13 protein-coding genes are annotated in these 16,585 nt (G+C 68.4%); 11 read left to right on the top strand and 2 right to left on the bottom strand.

The window, feature by feature from the left end:
- Positions 1 to 5 precede the first annotated feature (5 nt).
- From ACFHYO_RS00390 to pheT, 4 genes are all read left to right on the top strand, one after another.
- Entirely contained in the window at positions 6 to 1,109 is a 1,104-nt protein-coding gene (locus tag ACFHYO_RS00390) for a calcium:cation antiporter (RefSeq protein ID WP_394317530.1), read from the top strand.
- Positions 1,110 to 1,179: 70 nt separating this feature from the next.
- Positions 1,180 to 2,265: a phenylalanine--tRNA ligase subunit alpha gene (gene pheS / locus ACFHYO_RS00385; protein ID WP_036709871.1), complete on the top strand. Its 1,086-nt coding sequence runs from the start codon at positions 1,180 to 1,182 to the stop codon at positions 2,263 to 2,265.
- Positions 2,262 to 2,885, top strand: coding sequence for a hypothetical protein (locus ACFHYO_RS00380; protein WP_394317528.1), 624 nt, complete (start codon positions 2,262 to 2,264; stop codon positions 2,883 to 2,885). Before pheS ends, ACFHYO_RS00380 begins: the two co-directional genes overlap by 4 nt.
- Positions 2,886 to 2,892: 7 nt before the next feature.
- Positions 2,893 to 5,298, top strand: a complete 2,406-nt coding sequence (gene pheT / locus ACFHYO_RS00375; RefSeq protein ID WP_394317526.1) for a phenylalanine--tRNA ligase subunit beta — start codon at positions 2,893 to 2,895, stop codon at positions 5,296 to 5,298.
- Between the two features lie 111 nt (positions 5,299 to 5,409).
- Here pheT and ACFHYO_RS00370 read toward each other — a convergent pair whose 3' ends face one another.
- Entirely contained in the window at positions 5,410 to 7,095 is a 1,686-nt protein-coding gene (locus tag ACFHYO_RS00370; RefSeq protein WP_036709875.1) for a methyl-accepting chemotaxis protein, read from the bottom strand.
- 87 nt (positions 7,096 to 7,182) lie between these two features.
- Complete coding sequence (locus ACFHYO_RS00365) at positions 7,183 to 8,892, bottom strand: SulP family inorganic anion transporter (protein WP_394317524.1); 1,710 nt, start codon at positions 8,890 to 8,892, stop codon at positions 7,183 to 7,185.
- A 221-nt stretch (positions 8,893 to 9,113) separates the two neighbouring features.
- Here ACFHYO_RS00365 and ACFHYO_RS00360 point away from each other — a divergent pair, with 221 nt between their 5' ends.
- From ACFHYO_RS00360 to soxC, 7 genes are all read left to right on the top strand, one after another.
- Positions 9,114 to 10,727, top strand: coding sequence for a M10 family metallopeptidase (locus ACFHYO_RS00360; protein WP_394317522.1), 1,614 nt, complete (start codon positions 9,114 to 9,116; stop codon positions 10,725 to 10,727).
- A 271-nt stretch (positions 10,728 to 10,998) separates the two neighbouring features.
- A complete protein-coding gene (gene soxX, locus ACFHYO_RS00355) occupies positions 10,999 to 11,472 on the top strand; it encodes a sulfur oxidation c-type cytochrome SoxX (protein ID WP_244960962.1) in 474 nt (157 codons plus the stop codon).
- A gap of 61 nt (positions 11,473 to 11,533) precedes the next feature.
- Positions 11,534 to 12,016: a thiosulfate oxidation carrier protein SoxY gene (gene soxY, locus ACFHYO_RS00350; protein ID WP_074826163.1), complete on the top strand. Its 483-nt coding sequence runs from the start codon at positions 11,534 to 11,536 to the stop codon at positions 12,014 to 12,016.
- Between the two features lie 36 nt (positions 12,017 to 12,052).
- Positions 12,053 to 12,382, top strand: a complete 330-nt coding sequence (soxZ, locus tag ACFHYO_RS00345) for a thiosulfate oxidation carrier complex protein SoxZ (RefSeq protein ID WP_036703056.1) — start codon at positions 12,053 to 12,055, stop codon at positions 12,380 to 12,382.
- An 89-nt stretch (positions 12,383 to 12,471) separates the two neighbouring features.
- Positions 12,472 to 13,329, top strand: coding sequence for a sulfur oxidation c-type cytochrome SoxA (soxA, locus tag ACFHYO_RS00340; RefSeq protein WP_036709879.1), 858 nt, complete (start codon positions 12,472 to 12,474; stop codon positions 13,327 to 13,329).
- 107 nt (positions 13,330 to 13,436) lie between these two features.
- Entirely contained in the window at positions 13,437 to 15,131 is a 1,695-nt protein-coding gene (gene soxB, locus ACFHYO_RS00335; RefSeq protein WP_043132745.1) for a thiosulfohydrolase SoxB, read from the top strand.
- Positions 15,132 to 15,136: 5 nt separating this feature from the next.
- Positions 15,137 to 16,423 carry a sulfite dehydrogenase gene (gene soxC / locus ACFHYO_RS00330; protein ID WP_394317519.1) on the top strand — a complete coding sequence of 429 codons (1,287 nt, stop codon included), beginning with the start codon at positions 15,137 to 15,139 and terminating at the stop codon, positions 16,421 to 16,423.
- Positions 16,424 to 16,585 lie beyond the last annotated feature (162 nt).

Genomic DNA, 16,585 nt, shown 5'->3' with positions numbered 1-16,585 from the left:
CGGCGATGGGGGCAGGGCACGACATGATGAACAAGGTCTGGCAGGAACGCCCGCTGATCGCCGTGCTGGTCGCGCTGCTGCTGGAACGATCGCCCCTCGGTGCGATGATGCCGGGCGGGGCGGGGATGGTGCTCAGCTTCATCATCCTCTTCGGCGCCATGATCTGGGGCGCCGCCGGGGTCGTCCGCCACGCCGAGGCAGTGGCCGAACGCCTGGGGGAGCCCTTCGGCACGCTGATCCTGACCCTCGCCGTGGTGTCGATCGAGGTGGCGCTGATCGCCTCGGTCATGCTGTCGGGCGAGGGCTCGCCCACGCTGGCGCGCGACACGATGTTCGCGGTGCTGATGATCGTGCTCAACGGCCTCGTCGGGCTGTCGCTCCTGCTCGGGGCGCTGCGGTTCGGCGAGCAGAACTACAATTTCGCCGGCGCGGGGTCCTTCCTGATCGTGATCGTGCCCTTCGCGGTGCTCTCGCTGGTGCTGCCGGCCTACACCACCTCGACCTTCGCCCCGAGCTTTTCCGAGTTCCAGTCGCTGTTCTTCCTGATCGTGACGCTGGCGCTCTACGGCGTGTTCCTGTCGATCCAGACCGTCCGCCACCGCGGCTTCTTCGTCGAGCCGGAGGAGCCGGACACCGGCGACGAGCGTCATGCCGAATACCCGACCCTCGTCCATGTCGGGCTGCTGCTGGCGACGCTGATCCCCATCGTGCTTCTGTCGAAGCCGCTGGCGAAGCTCGTCGATCACGGCATCGGCGCGGTCGGCCTGCCCTCGGCGCTGGGCGGTGTGGTGATCGCGACCATCGTGCTGGCCGCCGAGGGGTTGAGCGCGGTCCGCGCGGCGCTGCGGAACCGCCTGCAGCGCGCGGTGAACCTGCTGCTGGGTGCGGCGCTCTCGACCATCGGGATGACGGTGCCCGCGGTGCTCGCCATCGGGGTCTTCACCGGGCAGGCGGTGGTGCTGGGCCTGCCGCCCGCGCAGCAGGTGGTGCTGGCGCTGTCGCTGCTGGCCGCGATCCAGACTTTCGGCGCGCGCCGCACCAACGTCCTGCACGGGGCGGTGCACCTGGTCATCTTCGCCGCCTATATCGCGCTGATCTTTGCCCCCTGAGCCGGTGCGGCCCCGGCTTTCCCGGCCCGCGCCACCGTGCTAGACCGCGCCCGCATTCACGGAGACCGCCATGACCCTCGATCCCGACGCCCTGCGCGCAAGCTGGCTTTCCCGCGTGGCCGAGGCCCCGGACGCTCCGGCGCTCGAGGAGGTGCGGCTTGCCGCGCTGGGCAAGAAGGGCGAGGTCGCGCTGATGATGCGCGAGCTGGGCCGGATGACCCCGGAGGAGCGGCAGACCCGCGGCGCGGCGCTGAACCGTGTGAAGGACGAGATCGACGCCGCCCTGCGCGCCCGCAAGACGGCGCTCGAGGATGCGGCGCTGGACGCGCGGCTGGCGGGTGAGTGGCTGGACGTGACCCTGCCCGGCCGCCCCCGGCCCGCGGGGACGATCCACCCGGTCAGCCAGGTGATGGACGAGGTGACGGCGATCTTCGCCGACATGGGCTTTGCCGTGGCCGAGGGGCCGCAGGTGGAAAGCGACTGGTTCAACTTCGACGCGCTGAACATCCCGCCCGAGCATCCCGCCCGGCAAGAGCACGACACTTTCTTCATGGCCCGCGCCGAGGGCGATACCCGCCCGCCGCACGTCCTGCGCACCCACACTTCGCCCGTGCAGATCCGGGCGATGCAGGCGCAGGGGGCGCCGATCCGGGTGATCGCGCCGGGTCGCGTCTATCGCATGGACATGGACCAGACCCACACGCCGATGTTCCATCAGGTCGAGGGGCTGGCGATCGGCCGCGACATCTCGATGGCGAACCTGAAATGGACGCTGGAGGAGTTCTGCCGCGCGTTCTTCGAGGTGCCCTCGGTCGAGCTGCGCTTCCGCGCCTCGCATTTCCCCTTCACCGAGCCCTCGGCCGAGGTCGACATCCGCTGCGACTGGTCCGGCGGGGTGCTGAAGATCGGCGAGGGGGACTCGTGGCTCGAGATCCTCGGGTCGGGGATGGTGCACCCCAAGGTGCTGGCCGCGGCGGGGGTGGACCCGGCCGAGTGGCAGGGGTTCGCCTTCGGCATGGGGATCGACCGGATCGCGATGCTGAAATACGGGATTCCCGACCTGCGGGCGTTCTTTGAGAGCGATCTGCGGTGGCTGCGGCACTATGGGTTTGCGGCGGGGGATGTGCCTTCGGTGAGCGGGGGGTTGTCGCGGTGAGGGGTGCAATCGTTGGCGCGATAGTTGGCGGCTTTATCGTATGGTTGTTCGCAGGAGTTCCAGGGCCATTCTCTCCGAAGTCAGAGGTCGTATTTGCGACGAAAGAAAATCCTGTTATTCCGGAGTCATTGAAATTCGCCGAACAAAGCGGCGAAAATTTTACAATCTACCTGAAAAACAATGGGTCGGCACCATCCGGACCGATTCAGATCGTCGTTTCGCAGCCACCGTTAGAGCACACTGTTCCCGCTACTTTCCTGCCGCCTCCCGGCGAAAAATTAGATCAACTAGACAGGACCGGACGATTTTCTATTGCCGTGCGGCCATTGGAGCAAGCGGAGGTGGTAGAGATCGTGGTTTGGGGTGGTTCTTCTGCAATCCTTGAAAATGTTCTCTCCGGAAGCGCGCCGGTTAAGCGGGTTGACCTCATTCCGCAGCAGATTGGGCAAGCTCGGCCATTTTCAGTCTATATATATTTTCTAGCGACTATAGTAGGCGGCATCTTTGGGGTAATTTCCGGGTTGGCGTTCTCTCGTGGCTATCGTGAGGCTAAAGTTGACTACGTAGAAATATACGAACAGGCGAAATCGGCAAAAACGGATACGCGGTCAGGAGCATAAAGAAAAAATGAAACTCACCCTCTCCTGGCTCCGTGACCATCTCGACACCACGGCCTCCGTCGCCGAGATCGCCGATGCCCTGACCGACCTCGGGCTCGAGGTCGAGGACATCCACGATCCCGCCGCCCGCCTGACCCCTTTCACGCTGGCCAAGGTCACCCACGCCGAACAGCACCCCGACGCCGACCGGCTGCGGGTCTGCCGGGTGATGACCGACGAGGGCGAAAAGCAGATCGTCTGCGGCGCGCCGAATGCGCGGGCGGGGATCACCGTCGTGCTCGCCAAGCCCGGCGACTACGTGCCCGGGATCGACACCACGCTGGGCGTCGGAAAGATCCGCGGCGTCGAGAGCCACGGGATGATGGCCTCGGAACGCGAGCTGGAACTCAGCGACGAGCACGACGGCATCATCGAGCTGCCCTCGGGCGAGGTCGGGGACCGCTTCACCGACTGGCTGGCCGCCAACGCGCCCGAAAAGATCGACCCGGTGATCGAGATCAAGATCACCCCCAACCGCCCCGACGCGCTGGGCATCCGCGGCGTCGCCCGCGACCTCGCGGCGCGCGGGCTGGGGACGTTGAAGCCGCTGTCGGTGACACCGGTCGAAGGCCGCTTCCACAGCGCCCCGCGGGTCCGCATCGCCGCGGACGTCGCCGAGCGGGCGCCGCATTTCACCGGCCGGCTGATCCGCGGCGTGACCAACGGCCCCTCGCCCGCCTGGCTGCAGCAGCGGCTGCGCGCCATCGGGCTGCGGCCGATTTCGGCGCTGGTGGACATCACCAACCTCTTTACCTTCGACCTCAACCGCCCGCTGCACGTCTTCGACGCGGGCAAGGTCGCGGGCGATCTGGTGGTGCGCGGCGCGGCCGAGGGCGAGAGCCTGCTCGCGCTCGACGGCAAAACCTACGCGCTGCGCGCGGGCGATCTGGTCATCGCGGACGACCACGGGCCCGAAAGCCTTGCCGGGATCATGGGCGGCGAGGCCTCGGGCGTGACCGAGGCGACGACGGACGTGTTCCTCGAAAGCGCCTACTGGCAGCCGATCGGGATCGCGGCGACCGGGCGGGCGCTGCGCATCAACTCGGACGCCCGCTACCGCTTCGAGCGCGGGGTGGACCCGGCCTTCACCCGCGACGGGCTTGAGCTGGCGACGCAACTGATCCTCGACCTCTGCGGCGGCGAGCCGGGCCACGTGGTCGAGGCCGGCGCCGCCCCCGACACCGCCCGCGCCTACCGGCTTGACCCGGCGCGGACGCAGCGGCTGGTGGGGATGGACATCCCCGAGGACGAGCAGCGCAGGACGCTGGAATCGCTCGGGTTCGTGCTCGACGGCGACATGGCGTCGGTGCCCTCGTGGCGCCCGGACGTGCAGGGCGAGGCCGATCTGGTCGAAGAGATCGCCCGCATCGCCTCGCTCAGCCGGCTCGAGGGCCAGCCGCTGCCGCGTCCGCGCGCCGGGGTGCCGCAGCCGGTGCTGACGCCGCTCCAGCGCCGGGAAGGTGCGGCGCGGCGGACCGCGGCGGCGCTCGGCTACAACGAGTGCGTGACCTACAGCTTCATCGACGAAGGCGCCGCACGGCTGTTCGGCGGCGGCGAGGCGGCGGTGCGGATCGAGAACCCGATCAGCTCGGAAATGACCCATCTGCGCCCCGACCTGCTGCCCGGGCTGCTGGCGGCCGCGGCGCGCAACCAGGCGCGCGGGTTCATGGACCTTTCGCTGTTCGAGATCGGCCCGGTGTTCTCGGGCGGCGAGCCGGGCGAGCAGGCGGTGCAGCTCTCCGGCCTTCTGGTCGGGGCGAGCGCCCCGCGCGATCCCTTCGGCAGCCGCCGCCCGGTCGACGCCTTCGATGCCAAGACCGACGCCGAGGCGATCCTCGCCGCCGTCGGCGCGCCAGCGCGGGCGCAGATCGACCGCAAGCTCGACGGCTGGTGGCACCCCGGCCGCGCGGGCAACATCCAGCTTGGCCCCAACCGGCTGGCGACCTTCGGCGAGCTGCACCCGCGGGTGCTGCGCCAGTTCGACCTCAAGGGGCCGGCGGTTGCGTTCACCGTGCAGCTCGCGAACGTGCCGCTGCCGAAGACCCGCGCCCCCACCCGCCCGGCCTTGGGTGCGAGCGACCTGCAGCCGGTGGACCGCGACTTCGCCTTCGTGGTGGACGAGCGGGTCGAGGCTGCGACGATCGTCAACGCGGCGCAGGGGGCCGACAAGGCACTGATCTCCCGGGTCGCGGTCTTCGACGAGTTCCGCGGCGAGCGCGCCGAGGCGCAGATGGGGCCGGGCAAGAAATCGGTGGCGATCACCGCCCGCCTGCAACCGCGGGACCGGACGCTGACCGAAGCCGACCTCGAGGCCGTCTCGGCCCGCATCGTCGAGAAGGTCGCCAAAGCCACCGGCGGCACCCTGCGCGGGTGACGGCCCCCGCGCGGTCCTTGGGGCCGCGCGAGGGCTGAGCGGCGCCACCGTCGTCAAGTGGAAGGCCGGGGCCTGGACAGGCCCCGGCGGCATAGTGTCAGGCCACACGTCTCAGGCGACGCGCCGGACCGCGCCCTTGGCCGGGACGTCCACCGCGGTGTGGAAGCGGTCCATCATCCGCCCCAGCTCTTCGACCTGCGACGAGAGCGCCGCAGCCGCGGCCGCATATTGCTCGGACATCGAGAGGTTCGCCTGGTTCACGCTGTCGAGCTGGGCGAGCGCCGACGAGACCTCGCGCACCCCGGTCGACTGCTCGGAGGTCGCATGGGCGATGCCGGTGATGTTCTCGACCACCCCGCCGACCGCGGTCTGGATCTGGTTCAGCGACACGCCCGCGTCACGCGCCAGCCGCACCCCGGCCTTCACCTCGGTCTCGCTCTTGCCGATCAGGTCGGCGATGTTCTGAGAGGCCTTGGCCGACTGCTGCGCGAGGTTGCGGACCTCGTTGGCGACGACGGCAAAGCCGCGCCCGACCTCACCTGCCCGCGCCGCCTCGACCGCCGCGTTGATCGACAGCAGGTTGGTCTGGAAGGCGAAGCCCTCGATGACGCGGGTGAACTCGCCCATCTGCTTGGTGTGCTCGTCGATCCGCTCAATCGCGGCGATGGCGTCGGACACCACGGCCGCCCCCTTGAGCACCACCGCGAGGGCCTCGCGGGCGGCGGCGTCGGCCTGCTGCGCGGACTGGCTGGTCATGGTGATGTTGCCCGAGATCTCCTCGACCGCCGCCGCAGTCTGCTCGAGCGAGGCGGCCTGGGTCTCGCCGCGTCGCGCCAGATCGCCGGCGCCGCGGGCGATCTGCACCGCCTCGTCGTTCATCACCCCGGCCCGGTTGCGCACCTCGGAGATCATGTCCTCGAGCTCGGTCGTGGTCTCGTTGAACATGTCGGCGACCGGCCGGAAGGTGCTGCCCGCCGCGACGCTGACCCTGTGGGTCAGGTTGCCCTCCTTCACATGGCCCATCCCGGCGATGAGCTCGTTCATGAAGATCTTCCGCTCGGTCACGTCGAGGGCCATCTTGATGACCGAGGCGACCTTGCCGTTGGTGTCCATCACCGCGACGTAGCTGCCGAGGATCCAGATGTCGGTGCCGTCGCTGCGCACCCGCCGGAACTCGCCGCTGTGCGAGCCGCCGCTGGCCAGCTTGTCCCAGAAGTCGCGGTATTCGGGCCGGTTGGCGTCGGCCGGCGGCATGAACATCCGGTGGTGGCGGCCCTTGATGTCGCTGAGCCGATAGCCGAGCGCGGCGAGGAAGTTCTCGTTCGCGTCGAGGATGTCGCCACTGGGGGTGAACTCGATCACCGCCTGGGTGCGGCTGAGGGCCTGGAACTTGGCGGTCGAAAGATCCGCCTCGCGCTTGGCGGCGGTGATGTCGGTGCCGAAGGCCGCCACGTGCGTGACGATGCCGCGCTCGTCCCTGATCGGCGTGCAGACCGCAGCGATCCAGAAGGGTTCGCCGGACTTGGTGATGCGGCGGTACTCTCCTTTCTGCGGGATGCCGGCGCGGATCTGGGACCAGAAATCGGCCTGCATGGCGCTCTGCATGTCGCGGGGGTCGATCATCCGGGACAGCGGCTGGCCGATCAGCTCGGCTCGCTCATAGCCCGAAAGCCGCAGGTAGTTGTCATTGACCGCCGTGATGATGCCCTCGGCGGTGAAGCAGATCACCGACTGCACCGCTTCGATGGCCGTCATGGCCTGGGTGAGGTCGGGGTGGGTGAAGGCCTGGGTGGACATGGGAACCTCAAACGAATCGCGCTGCCTTGAAGGCTAGGCGCTAACCCTTGAGATTCGGTTAGCAGAGCTAGTGCATTAATTCGTCATTCACTTTCGGCCGTGGGTGAGGTCCGTCCACGCCTGATGCTGCGACAGATAGACCTTGCCGCTCAACTCGCGCAGCAGCCGGGTGCGCGCCAGCCGGTCCATCACCGGCCCCTTGATCTCGGAGAGATGCAGCCGCACCCCCCGCTCGGCGAGCTGCCGGTTCACCTCCTCCAGCGTCTCGAGCGCCGAGAAGTCGATGGCGTTCACGGCCGAGCAGATCAGCACCACGTCGGTCACCTCGGGCCGGCGATCGAGGCGGTGCAGGATCATCTCTTCGAGGAAGCGGGCGTTGACGAAATAGAGGCTCTCGTCGATCCGCAGGCTCAGGATGTGCGGCTGGGTGGCCACCGCGTGGCGGTCGATGTTGCGGAAATGCTCGGTCCCCGGCATCAGCCCGACCTCGGCCACGTGCGGGCGCGAGGTCTTGTAGAGGTGCAAGAGGATCGAGAGCACCACCCCCGAGGCCACCCCCGTCTCAACCCCCAGCAGCAGCGTCAGCACGATGGTCGCGGCCACGGCGACGAAGTCGCTGCGGGCATAGCGCCACGTCTTGCGCAGGATCGAGAGGTCCACGAGGCTCAGCACCGCGACGATGATCGTCGCGGCCAGCGTCGCCCGCGGCAGGTCGTGGACGAGCGGGGTCAGCAGCAGCGCCGACAGCGCCAGCGCCTCAGCCGTCATCGCGCCTGCCGCCTGGGTCCGGGCCCCGGCGTCGGCGTTCACCACCGAGCGGGCGAAGCCGCCGGTGACCGGATAGCCGCCGCTGAACGCCGCGCCGATGTTGGCGGCGCCGAGCGCGATCAGCTCGCGGTTCGGCGCGATGCGCTGGCGGCGGCGCGCGGCGAGGGTCTCGGCCACCGAGATCGATTCGACAAAGCCGATGATCGAGATCAGCACCGCCGGCAGGAACAGCGCGCGGATCAGCTCGAGCGTCAGCGGCGGGGTCGTCAGCGGCGGCAGCCCACGCGGCACGTCGCCCACCACCGCGACCCCGCGCGCGTCCAGCCCGAAGAGCGTCACCGCGAGCGTCGAGACGACGACCGCCGCCACCGGCCCCGCCTTGGTGGCCATGTCGGCCAGCCGCGGCCGCACCCCGCGGGCGATCAGCGTCCGCTTCATCGACCGCCTCACCCAGACCAGGAACCCGACCGCCGTGAGCCCGATGACCGCCGTCCACGGGTTCGCGGCACCCAGCCCGCGCACCAGCGCGGCGAGCATCTCGGGCAGGGTGTGGCCGCCCGACGGCACCCCGAGCAGGTCCTTGAGCTGGCTGACCGCGATCAGAATCCCCGAGGCGGTGATGAACCCCGAGATCACCGGATGGCTGAGGAAGTTGGCCAGCATCCCGAGCCGCAGAACCCCGAGCGCCAGCAGGATCACCCCAGAAAGCAGCGCGAGCGTCAGCGCCGCCGCCGCATAGTCGGCCGTCCCCTGTGCCGCCACCCCGCCCACCGCCGACGCCGTCATGAGCGAGATCACCGCGACCGGCCCGACCGCGAGCACCCGCGAGCTGCCCAGCAGCGCGTAGAGCAGGATCGGCACGATCGAGGCATAGATCCCCGCCTGCGGCGGCAGCCCGGCCAGGATCGCATAGGCCAGCGACTGCGGGATCAGCATCAGCGTGACGATCAGCGCCGCGAGCGCGTCATCGGCCAGCGTCGCGCGGTCGTAGCTGCGCATCCAGTCGGGCGCGGCGGGCAGTCGGCGCATCACATCTCCTGATCACTATGTGTTCGGTCTTAGCTCGGTTCCGAGAAAGCTGAAAGCCTGACCTATTCCTGCGGAGACGGATCGATCTAATGCGCCGCATTCTACCTTTGGGCGAGACGCACGGCTGTGCTAGCGTTTGGGGTGACGTCTTTCACGATCCCCCACAGCAGGACGACTGTTTCATGCAAACCTATACGCCCGAGCAGCTTGCCCGGACCCTGATGACCAGCGCCTACGGCGACGGTGTCACCCGCACCATCCGGCGCACCGCCGACGAGGCGGTTTCGGTGAATCTCACGGACCTGACTGCGCAGGAGAAGGGCCTGGCGCGCAATGCCATGGCCGAGGTCGCGGCGATGACCGGGCTGCGCTTCGTCGAGACGACGGGACGGGCGACGATCACCTATCTGAACGACGGCAGCCGTGCGAACACGCAGACGAGTGCGACCGGCACCACGATCAATTCGGCCGTGATCCGCATCGGGTCCGAACGGGTGGGCCCGGGTGACGGCTACGGCAGCTTCGCGTTCCGGACCTATGTGCACGAAACGCTGCACGCGCTGGGACTGGGGCATCCGCAGGATTACGGGACCATCCGGAACTTCCCGGATTCGGCCATCGCCAACGACAGCTGGCAGCTGACCATCATGTCGTATTTCGACCAGGTCGAGAACACGGTGATCGACGCCACGAAGGCGTATAACCTCACGCCGATGCTGGCCGACTTCCTTGCGCTCGATACGATGTACGGCGCGCCGGAGATGCACCTTGGCAATACGACCTACGGTTTCGGCTCGACGGCGGGAGGATCTCTTGATCAAGCCGCCCGGCTGGGTGGTCGGGTGACTTTTCTTGTCGTGGACGATGGCGGGACGGATCACGCCAACTTTGCCGGTTCCGGCGCGGCACAGCGGATCGACCTCAACCCCGGCGCACTGTCCAACGTGCTCGGCGGGATCGGAAACATGCACATCGTCCCCGGAACTGTGATCGAGCATGCAACAGGCGGGACCGGAAACGATACCCTGCTGGGCAACACGGTCGCCAACCGCCTGATCGGCGGCGAAGGTGGCGATCTGATCGAGGGCCGGGCGGGCAACGACAGCCTCGAAGGGCAGGGTGGCGCCGACCGGCTGAACGGCGGGGACGGCAACGATCTGCTGATCGGCGGGGCTGGTGATGACGAACTGCGTGGTGGGGCCGGCAACGACCGGATGAACGGCGGTGCAGGCAATGACCAGCTGCGTGGTGAGTTCGGGGACGACCAGTTGAGCGACGAGGGGGGCGCGAACCTGCTCGACGGCGGATCGGGCAACGACGTGATCACCGGGGGCAGCGGAAACGACACGGTGATCGGGGCCGCGGGGTCGGACTCGATGGCCGGGCGCGGTGGCAACGACAATCTCTCGGGGGGCGAGGGCGGCGACCGGCTGTTCGGCGACGACGGCCACGACACGATGCAGGGCGGGGCAGGCCACGACATCCTGATCGGAGGATCGGGCAACGACCGAATCTACGGCGGTGACGGCAACGACGACCTCGCGGCGCAGGGCGGCACAGACCTGCTCGATGGCGGAGCCGGCAATGACCTGCTGCGTGGGGGAATCGGCGCGGATCGTTTTGTGTTTTCCTCGGGCGCCGACCGGATCCGCAATTTCGACCGGTCGGCCGACGTGATCGACCTCAGCGGGTTCGCCGGGCTCGATCGCTGGGCCGATGTTTCGGCCCGGCTGACGCAATCGGGGAACCACACGCTGTTCCAGATGAACGGGCATTCGCTGGTCATCGAGTGGACGCGCGCCAATACGCTCGACCATACCGATTTCGTCTGGTGACGAGGGGCGGGGCAGGGGGCGCGCTGGCCTCTGCCCCGCCTCGATTTCCGGGAAACCCTGCGAGGGCAGGAAAAATTCCGTCCTGCCCCTGACGACCCGGACAAATCGTCGCAAGAATTCTCGCGCCGATCATAGTTTCGTTTGCGTCACGTCGCGAAACTTGCATATGATTCCCCTAGCCAGCGCCTAGGGGAGGAGCCGCATGCTACGATTTGTCACAGGAAACGTCTGCCGAATCGGCTCTGGTCCGGCCGGCGATCCGGTGTCGCGCGTGGGGTCTGCGCTTACCCTCGCGGTGGCCGGGATGCTCGCCGCAGGCCCGTCCCTCGCGGCCGAGGCGCCCGCCCCCTCGTCGGTCCAGTACGACCACGGCTCGGTGGCGCAGTCGCTGACCGGGACACCCGGCAACGTCGAGTCGGGCTACAAGATCATGTCGACGAACTCGCTGGGCAACTGTGTGGCCTGCCACGAGATCCCCTCGATGCCCGAGGTCGATTTCCAGGGCAACATCGGCCCCTCGCTCGGCGGCGCGGCCGAGCGCTATGACGAGGCGCATCTGCGCGGCATCGTCATGGACGCCAAGCAGACCTTCCCGGACTCGATGATGCCCTCGTTCTACAAGACCGAAGGCTATGTCCGCCCCGGCGCCGCCTACACCGGCAAGGCGCCCGAGGGGCCGCTGCCGCCGATCCTCGACGCCCAGCAGATCGAGGATGTGGTGGCCTATCTGATGACGCTCAAGTGATCGCCAGGCGCAGGCCGGCCGTGCACGCCGCCCCCGCGCCCGACCTGAAGGAGACTGACGCATGGAATTGAATCGACGCAAGGCGCTGATCCTCGGCGCCGCCGGCTTCGGCCTCGCCGGGGCCGGACAGGCCCTCGCCCAGGCCGCCGCCCCCGCGCCCGCCGCCGACGCGGCCGCCGCCGCCCCGGCCGAGCCGGCCGCGGTCAAGACCGTCGATGAATGGATCGCCGAGTTCACCGGCGGGAAGGAGCCGGGGACCGAGGGCATCCGCCTGACCGCCCCCGAGATCGCCGAGAACGGCAACACCGTCCCCGTCTCGGTCGAGGCCGAGGGCGCGACCGAGATCCTGATGCTTGCCACCGGCAACCCGACGCCGGGCGTCATGGTGGCCAGCTTCGGCCCCGCCGCCGGCAAGCACGCCCTCGCCACCCGCATCCGGCTGGCCAAGACCCAGGACGTGGTGGCCATCGCCAAGCTGGCCGACGGCAACTTCGCCCAGGCCAAGTCGAACGTGAAGGTCACGATCGGCGGCTGCGGCGGCTGACCGCCCGCCCCGATCCAGGAATTACAGGAGAAGAACATGGCCAAGGACGTCAGACCGCGGGTGCGCGTGCCCAAGACCGCGAAGCCCGGCGAGGTCATCAACCTCAAGACCCTCATCAGCCACCCGATGGAATCCGGGCAGCGCAAGGATGCCGACGGCAAGCTCATCCCGCGCGAGATCATCAACCGCTTCGTGGTGGATTTCGCCGGCGAGAACGTCATCGACGTGAAGATGGAGCCGGCGATCTCGACCAACCCGTATTTCGAATTCGACGTGAAGGTCGAGAAATCGGGCGAGTTCACCTTCACCTGGCACGACGACGACGGCTCGGTCTACGAGGAGAAGCAGTCGATCGAGGTCGCCTGACCTGCGCGGGCCGCGGCCACCCGCGGCCCCGCCCACAAAGCCAAGCGCCGGACACCGGCAGCAGCCAGACCATCGACAGGGGGAACGTCATGACCAGGAAATTCGCCGCTGCCGCGCTCGCCGCGGTGATTCTCTCGACGGCGGCGGCGCAGGCCGACCCGATCGAGGACAAGGAGCTGTCGATCAACGGCGGCGAGGTCGTGCTGCCGCTCAGGGCGCCGGCGCCCGAGTTTCTCAAGGACACCTTCCCCGAGGTGATCTCGGGCCACGCCTACCGCGACCCTGACACGCGGGCGATGCAGTCCGACGACTTCTCGAACCCCGGCATGGTGTTCGTGGACAGTGGCCTTGCGGCCTGGGATGCCGTCGAGGGCACCCAAGGCAAGTCCTGCGCCAACTGTCACAACGGCATCGAGTCGATGAAGGGCGTGCGCGCCGCGATGCCGAAGATGAACGAAAAGGGCGACGACCTCTGGTCGCTCGAGAACTTCGTCAACAACTGCCGCACCACCCGCATGGGCGCCGACGAGTGGAAGTGGAACAGCCAGGAGATGAAGAACATGACCGCGGCGATCTCGATGCAGTCGCGCGGGATGCCGGTGGCGGTCAAGACCGACGGCCCGGCCCAGAGCTACTGGGAGAAGGGCAAGGAGATCTACTACACCCGCTACGGCCAGCTCGAGCTTGCCTGCGCCAACTGCCATGAGCAGCACGCCGGCGACATGATCCGCGCCGACCACCTGTCGCAGGGCCAGATCAACGGCTTCCCGACCTACCGGCTCAAGGACGCCGGCATGGTCTCGATCCACCAGCGCTTCGTCGGCTGCGTGCGCGACACGCGGGCCGAGACCTTTGCCGCCGGCTCGCCCGAGTTCCGGGCGCTCGAGCTCTATGTCGCCTCGCGCGGCGCAGGCCTGCCGGTCGAGGGCGTGTCGGTCCGTCACTGACGGACGCAGCCCATTTCGGACGCGCGCGGCGGGGTGGCCCTGCACCCCGCGGCCATCAACCCCACGGCCGCACGCCCCGCGCGCGCGGCCATGACGGAGCATGACCCATGATCACCAAGCGAGAGTTCCTGCAGGCCGCGCTCGCCACCTCGGCGCTCTGGGGCCTCAGCGGCCACGGCAACTGGGGCCGGCTGGCCGCGCAGCAGGCGCTGACGCAGGACAGGCTGCTGGAGTTCGAGGATTTCGGCAACCTGACCCTGATCCACGTCACCGACATTCACGCCCAGCTCAAGCCGATCTGGTTCCGCGAGCCCGAGGTGAACATCGGCGTGGGCGAGGCTGCCGGCCGCCCGCCGCACGTCACCGGCAAGGCGTTTCTCGAGATGTTCGGCATCGCCCCCGGCTCACCCGACGCCTATGCGCTGACGCACGAGGATTTCGCCGCGCTGGCCCGGACCTACGGGCGGATGGGCGGCATGGACCGGGTCGCCACGGTGGTCAAGGCGATCCGCGCCGCGCGACCGGACTCGATCCTGCTCGACGGCGGCGACACATGGCACGGGTCGATGACCTCGCTCAGGACCAAGGGCCAGGACATGGTCAATGTCATGAACGCGCTCGGCGTCGAGGGGATGACCAGCCACTGGGAATGGACCTTCGGCCAGGACCGCGTGAAGGAGATCGTGGACGCGCTGCCCTTCCCCTTCCTCGGCGCCAACATCTTCGACGTGGAATGGGACGAGCCCGCCTTCGACCCCTACACGATCATCGAGAAGGCCGGCGTCCGGGTCGGCGTGATCGGCCAGGCCTTCCCCTACATGCCGATCGCCAACCCCAAGTGGATGTTCCCCGACTACAGCTTCGGCATCCGCGAAGAGCGGATGCAGGCCGTCGTGGACGAGCTGCGCGGGACCGAAAAGGTCGATCTGGTCGTCTGCCTCTCGCACAACGGCTTCGACGTCGATCACAAGATGGCCGGCCGGGTAAAGGGCATCGACGTGATCCTGACCGGCCACACCCACGACGCGATGCCCGAGCCGGTGCTGGTGGGCGAGACGATCCTGATCGCCTCGGGGTCGAACGGCAAGTTCGTCAGCCGCGTCGATCTGGACGTGCGCGACGGGCGGATGATGGGCTTCCGCCACAAGCTGATCCCGATCTTCTCGGACGTCATCACCCCCGACGCCGAGATGGCGAGCCTGATCGAGACCGAGCGCGCGCCCTTCAAGGCCGAGCTGGAGGAGGTGGTGGCCAAGACCGAAAGCCTGCTCTACCGCCGCGGCAACTTCAACGGCACCTGGGACGACCTGATCTGCGACGCCATCCGGTCCGAGCGTGACGCCCAGATCGCGCTGTCGCCCGGGGTGCGCTGGGGACCGTCGCTGATCCCCGGCGACGACATCACCCGCGAGGACATCCACAACGCCTGCTCGATGACCTACGGCCAGGTCTATCGCAACGAGATGTCGGGCGAGATGCTCAAGACCGTGCTTGAGGACGTGGCCGACAACATCTTCAACCCCGATCCCTACTATCAGCAGGGCGGCGACATGGTGCGGGTGGGGGGCCTCAGCTACGCCATCGACATCGCCAAGCCGATGGGCGAGCGGATCTCGGCCCTGACCCTGACCGACACGGGCGAGGCGATCGACCCCGCCAAGAGCTACACGGTCGGCGGTTGGGCGAGCGTCAACGAAGGCACCGAGGGTCCGCAGATCTGGGACGTGATCGAGGCCCATATCCGCAAGACCGGCACCGTGCGGGTGGACCCGCGCACCACCGTCACCGTGACAGGAGGGTGATCCGAATGACCCACGATACCACCGCGACCTCTGCCTCCCGGCGGCGCTTCCTGACCACCACCCTCGCCTCGGGCGCGGGGCTGGCCGCGACCTCGTTCGTCCCCGCCGCGGCGCGGGCCGAGGGCGGGCCCGACCCGCTCATCACCGAGGTGCAGCACTGGGCCTCGGGGTTCGGCGACGGGGTGGACGCGCACCCCTACGGGATGCCGATCCATTTCGAGGATGACGTCATCCGCCGCACCGTCTCGTGGCTGACGGCCGACGTGATCTCGTCGATCAACTTCACCCCGATCCACGCGCTCGACGGCACCATCACCCCGGCCGGCTGCGCCTTCGAGCGTCACCACTCGGGCGCCATCGAGCTGTCGAAGCCCGACTACCGGCTGATGATCAACGGCCTGGTCGAGCGTCCGCTGGTCTTCACCTACGACGACCTCGAGCGCTTCCCGCGCCAGAACGTCACCTGCTTCCTCGAATGTGCCGCCAACAGCGGGATGGAGTGGGGCGGCGCGCAACTGAACGGCGCGCAATACACCCACGGCATGATCCACAACATGGAATACACGGGCGTGCCGCTGCGCCTGCTGCTCGAAGAGGCGGGGGTGAAGCCCGAGGCCAAGTGGGTGCTGGCCGAGGGCGCCGATGCGTCCTCGAACGCCCGCAGCTTCCCGCTGGAAAAGATGCTCGACGACGTGCTGGTGGCCTTCAAGGCCAATGGCGAGGCGCTGCGCAAGGAACATGGCTATCCCGTCCGGCTCGTCGTGCCGGGGTGGGAAGGCAATATGTGGATCAAGTGGCTGCGCCGGATCGAGCTCGGCGACCAGCCGTGGGAAAGCCGCGAGGAGACGTCGAAATACACCGACACGCTGGCCGACGGCACCTCGCGCAAGTGGACCTGGGTGATGGATGCCAAGTCCGTCGTGACCTCGCCCAGCCCGCAGGCGCCGATCACCCACGGCAAGGGGCCGCTGGTCATCACCGGCCTCGCCTGGTCGGGCCGCGGTGCGATCACGCGGGTGGACGTGACGCTCGACGGTGGCAAGAGCTGGCGCGAGGCGCGGCTGGTGCCGAACGCCAACCCGCTGTCGCTGCACCGCTTCTACCTCGATCACGAGTGGGACGGGTCCGAGATGCTGATCCAGTCGCGCTGCATTGACGCGACCGGCTACGTCCAGCCGACCAAGGACGCGCTGCGCGAGATCCGCGGGCTGCGCTCGGTCTATCACAACAACGGCATCCAGACCTGGCACGTCGCCGCGGATGGGAAGGTGGAAAATGTCGAGATTTCCTGAGGTTCTTCTGGGCGCCGCGCTCGCTGCCGGGCTGATCGCCCCGGCCTTCGCCCAGACCCCCGCCGCCGCCCCCGCGCCGAGCGAGGTGGCCCCGGCAGCCGCGGCCCCGCCGAGCGACGCGGCCCCTGCCGCTGCTCCTGCTGACGCGGCCCCCGCCGCCCC

Origin of the sequence: Paracoccus panacisoli (assembly GCF_042435015.1) — a bacterium.
Classification (GTDB): domain Bacteria; phylum Pseudomonadota; class Alphaproteobacteria; order Rhodobacterales; family Rhodobacteraceae; genus Paracoccus; species Paracoccus panacisoli.
This window is presented reverse-complemented; position numbering and strand designations above follow the sequence as displayed.